Origin of the sequence: Lyngbya sp. CCY1209 (assembly GCF_035615495.1) — a bacterium.
In the GTDB taxonomy this organism is placed as follows: Bacteria; Cyanobacteriota; Cyanobacteriia; order Cyanobacteriales; family Microcoleaceae; genus Limnospira.
The window spans coordinates 1-3,714 of the sequence record NZ_JAJENU010000131.1; the positions used below are offsets into that span (position 1 = coordinate 1).

Here is a 3,714-nt window from a genome sequence, read left to right on the forward strand (position 1 = left end):
CCGACATTATATCAAGTTTCCGGTGCTTCACCGCTATCCGCGATTCCAGTTTCAATCCCTAATCGGTATTTCTGATTATATCAGGTTGACTTCGGTGGATTGTGTGGCCATCGGCTTCGTTTCAATCCCTAATAGGTATTTCTGATTATATCAGGAAGATTTGTCGGAGGGCGGCGAGTTCGGTTTCCGTTTCAATCCCTAATAGGTATTTCTGATTATATCAGGGAACTATGATTGACGCTCAATCAAGCTACACAATTGTTTCAATCCCTAATAGGTATTTCTGATTATATCAGGTGGGCCCGCTTGAATGCGAGGAAATCCCCGTGCCGTTTCAATCCCTAATAGGTATTTCTGATTATATCAGGGGGACGGGTGATCGCCAATTCCACAGAAGAACCAGTTTCAATCCCTAATAGGTATTTCTGATTATATCAGGGATCGGGGGAACCGAATCTTACTGGCTAATCGCGGGTTTCAATCCCTAATAGGTATTTCTGATTATATCAGGATGGGCGGAAGCCTGTCGGGCTTTCCTGCGGGTCTGCGTTTCAATCCCTAATAGGTATTTCTGATTATATCAGGCGATCGCGAAGAGATGAACAACATCATCATGTTCGTTTCAATCCCTAATAGGTATTTCTGATTATATCAGGATGATTACAACAATTACGGGTATCGTCAGTTTAAAGTTTCAATCCCTAATAGGTATTTCTGATTATATCAGGCTGCTAATTTCAACAAAGCTCTTTTAATAGAGCAAGTTTCAATCCCTAATAGGTATTTCTGATTATATCAGGTTGCAGGGTGCGTTACTGCCCGATTTGCCAGTGGAGTTTCAATCCCTAATAGGTATTTCTGATTATATCAGGCGAAGCACTGAAATACCTGATAGCGCAAAACTTCAGTTTCAATCCCTAATAGGTATTTCTGATTATATCAGGCGCATTTGCCGATTCGATTCAAATCATGAGAAATGGGTTTCAATCCCTAATAGGTATTTCTGATTATATCAGGGTATTTTCTAGGAACATATTTGCCACCGTATTTGTTTCAATCCCTAATAGGTATTTCTGATTATATCAGGGGCCTCGTCAGGACGTCAAGCCCAGAGGGAATTTTGGATGCCAGTTGCGCGACGATCGCCCAAATGATAACCATTCTCACGTCCGCGACACCCCAAAAACGCTGAAACCCCCGCCGCGTCAGGTGCGCGGGCATCTCCGAACTCGAAATCGCTGTAACCCAGAACAGATCGGACATGGAAGCACTTTTCATATTTCTTTCATTTCTACAGCTACCCCGTCGCGCAAAATCTCAGTGCGATCGCCACCCGTTTTGCCATCGGAACCGCCGACCCGAAGCACCGGTTCACCTCCCGGACACTGTGGCAACTTCAACATTGATATCTTCTGAATTTTAGGATAACATGAATGGCATTAGAGATGAATCGTCCGGCTTGGGTTCGAGCCCGGAAAACGGGGGTAAAATGGGGCGAACATCCCCCGGAATTCGAGTAGGGCGATCGCCCTTTTCAACTATTGTCGCGTCGTACAGACCCAAACTTGTACCCGGCAATCTCCCTGACCGCAGGCTGACATCGCCTGGGCTTCCGCTTCCGCCCGAGTCGATGCCCAAGCCCAACCGATGCGAGATCCGTTCGTCGCCACGGAACCGCAGGCATTTTTAAACCACACCCGCACCTGACAATCCGATCGCCCGCACTCTTCCAAAGCGCGGCGTTCTGCCTGGGCGCGGGTGGGGTAATCGTAACCATAACCCCAGGCATCCGTGCTAGAATCCGAGGTGGCGATCGCGCCGTAATTATCCCGACTTTGGGCGAGACTCTCCGCCGCCGTCATCCCCCCAAATCCGAGTAGAATTAAAGTGAATAAACTCAACGGTTTTTTGTTCATTTCCCCTCGACCGAACTCACCTGCACGGGCAGAAAAATCGTCATCACTTTTCCCTGTTGGGGCCGCTGCCGCATCACCAACTTGCCCCCGAGGGCTTGGAATAGATTTTTCGTGACGTTCATATTTAAACTCAGACTACCCGTTTCCGGCTGCACCATCAACAGGGGCCCGATGGATTTCAGGGGCGACTTGGGGGCGCCGCAAAACGGAGAACCGGCCTCAGTTTGGGAGTGGGATTCGAGTTGCAGTTTCAACAACTGTCCGGCGAGTCGGACACCGACGTGGATATGGCTGCCGCTGGGCAAACTGCGGGTGAAATTTTCGATCGCCCCCGTCAACATCTGGTCCAACAGCGTCGGGTCGCTGACCACGGCGGGCAACTGTTTCGGTAAAATCACTTCTAGCGTGTGGTTGCGCTGGCCGGCCTGTTTTTGCCAGCGCGGCAGTCCGCTTTGGAACACATCCCCCAAAGACATAGTGGTGAGTTGCACCCCCGGACTGGTGTGGACTTGGCACGATCGCTCCCGGACCTGGGACATCTCCAACTCCACGGCCCGAAAAATCAGGTTGAAGCGGTCGATCTGGATGGTACACTCGCGATCGATGGCCTCCAACCGCTGGCGAGCCACCTCCGGATCGAAAGTTTTCCGCTTCAACAGCAACCGCGTGAAGGTGCGGATGGTAGTCAGTGGCGTGCGGACTTCGTGGGCGATCGCCTGCAGCAATTCTACCTGGGATTTGTGGATGGTGCGATCGGCGGCAGCGACGAAATGGCCGTCGGTGTCGAACAACCCCTCGGCGGGAGAAGTCGCCACCGTTTCCGTCGCCGGAGACTTGGGTTTAGGTTCCCGACGATCGCCCTCCGGGGGCAGATTTTGCAGCAGCAGGCGGCCGAATTCCGTCACCGTCCGATAGTGGGGTTCGACGGGGGGAAACTGGGCCGCGATCGCGTCGAGTTGGGCGATTTGGTGGTGGAGGTGGCGGGGCGATGTCGAAGATCGGGCCACCATGCGATCGCGCAAAACCCCCAACGCACGGCCCACCGTCTCCGGATCGAAGGAAAATAAAAACGCCGGATTGTCCGTCTCATCGACTCCCAACACCATCACCAGGCTGAAGCGGGCCGTCAACACCAGGCAAAACGGTTCCCGAGTCAACGGATCGTTCTCAGACAGGGGAAAAGCCGAGGGCCGCAACGGTTCCGGAATGGTTTCCACGGACACCGATCCATCCTCCCCGTCCGATGCGGGTAATAACCGAAATCCCCGTTCCCGTCCCCAGGCCGATCCCACAGTCCCGAATTGGGATTCGCAGGTCAAAATTTGGGTGGTGAAATGGGCGGCTAAAGCCGATGTCATCAACACCGGGGAGGGCCCAGAAATGACATAACCCCGGGTCTCGGGCGGGGGGATGTCCGTGGCGGTTCGGGAGTCCGTCTGAGAGGGAGTCTCCGGCGTTCTGAGGGGGTCGGCCCGTTCGAGCAACTGGTTCAAGCCCCGGATCGCCCCGTACCACTGTTGTTGAGCTCTCAGGCGCCCGGAGGCGACCCGATCGCCGGCTATCCCTTCGTCAATCAGAATTTCACTTAAAGTTGGCAAAACTAGATGATTCATAATATCCCCGCCCGTTAGAATTGGTGGTCTGGCAATTATTTATAAATTGCCCTCAAGGTTTAGGGTGAAATGTATAAATTGATCCCGGAATTGCGATCGGCAAAACCGAATCACGTCAAACTTTTGGGAGGGTTGGAAGCTCCGTGATTGATCGCGGAGAGGAAAACCGACTCAAGCGGCTTTAG

The 3,714-nt window shown here is 52.5% G+C and carries 3 protein-coding genes and 1 CRISPR repeat array; all 3 genes read right to left on the reverse strand.

The features are described 5' to 3' along the window. Positions 1-48: 48 nt before the first annotated feature. A CRISPR array of direct repeats spans positions 49-1,087; the repeat unit is 37 nt; unit sequence GTTTCAATCCCTAATAGGTATTTCTGATTATATCAGG. A 187-nt stretch (positions 1,088-1,274) separates the two neighbouring features. Next, positions 1,275-1,403: a hypothetical protein gene (locus LKE08_RS01045; RefSeq protein WP_324702335.1), complete on the reverse strand. Its 129-nt coding sequence runs from the start codon at positions 1,401-1,403 to the stop codon at positions 1,275-1,277. Positions 1,404-1,538: 135 nt separating this feature from the next. Beyond that, positions 1,539-1,916 carry a DUF4189 domain-containing protein gene (locus LKE08_RS01050; RefSeq protein ID WP_324702336.1) on the reverse strand — a complete coding sequence of 126 codons (378 nt, stop codon included), beginning with the start codon at positions 1,914-1,916 and terminating at the stop codon, positions 1,539-1,541. Further along, positions 1,913-3,529, reverse strand: a complete 1,617-nt coding sequence (locus LKE08_RS01055; RefSeq protein ID WP_324702337.1) for a HAMP domain-containing sensor histidine kinase — start codon at positions 3,527-3,529, stop codon at positions 1,913-1,915. Before LKE08_RS01055 ends, LKE08_RS01050 begins: the two co-directional genes overlap by 4 nt. Positions 3,530-3,714: the final 185 nt, after the last annotated feature.

Excerpts from the sequence above, each read along its gene's own strand:
- LKE08_RS01045 (WP_324702335.1), bottom strand. The coding sequence starts at position 1,403 with ATGTTGAAGTTGCCACAGTGTCCGGGAGGTGAACCGGTGCTTCGGGTC.
- LKE08_RS01055 (WP_324702337.1), bottom strand. The coding sequence starts at position 3,529 with ATGAATCATCTAGTTTTGCCAACTTTAAGTGAAATTCTGATTGACGAA.
- LKE08_RS01050 (WP_324702336.1), bottom strand. The coding sequence starts at position 1,916 with ATGAACAAAAAACCGTTGAGTTTATTCACTTTAATTCTACTCGGATTT.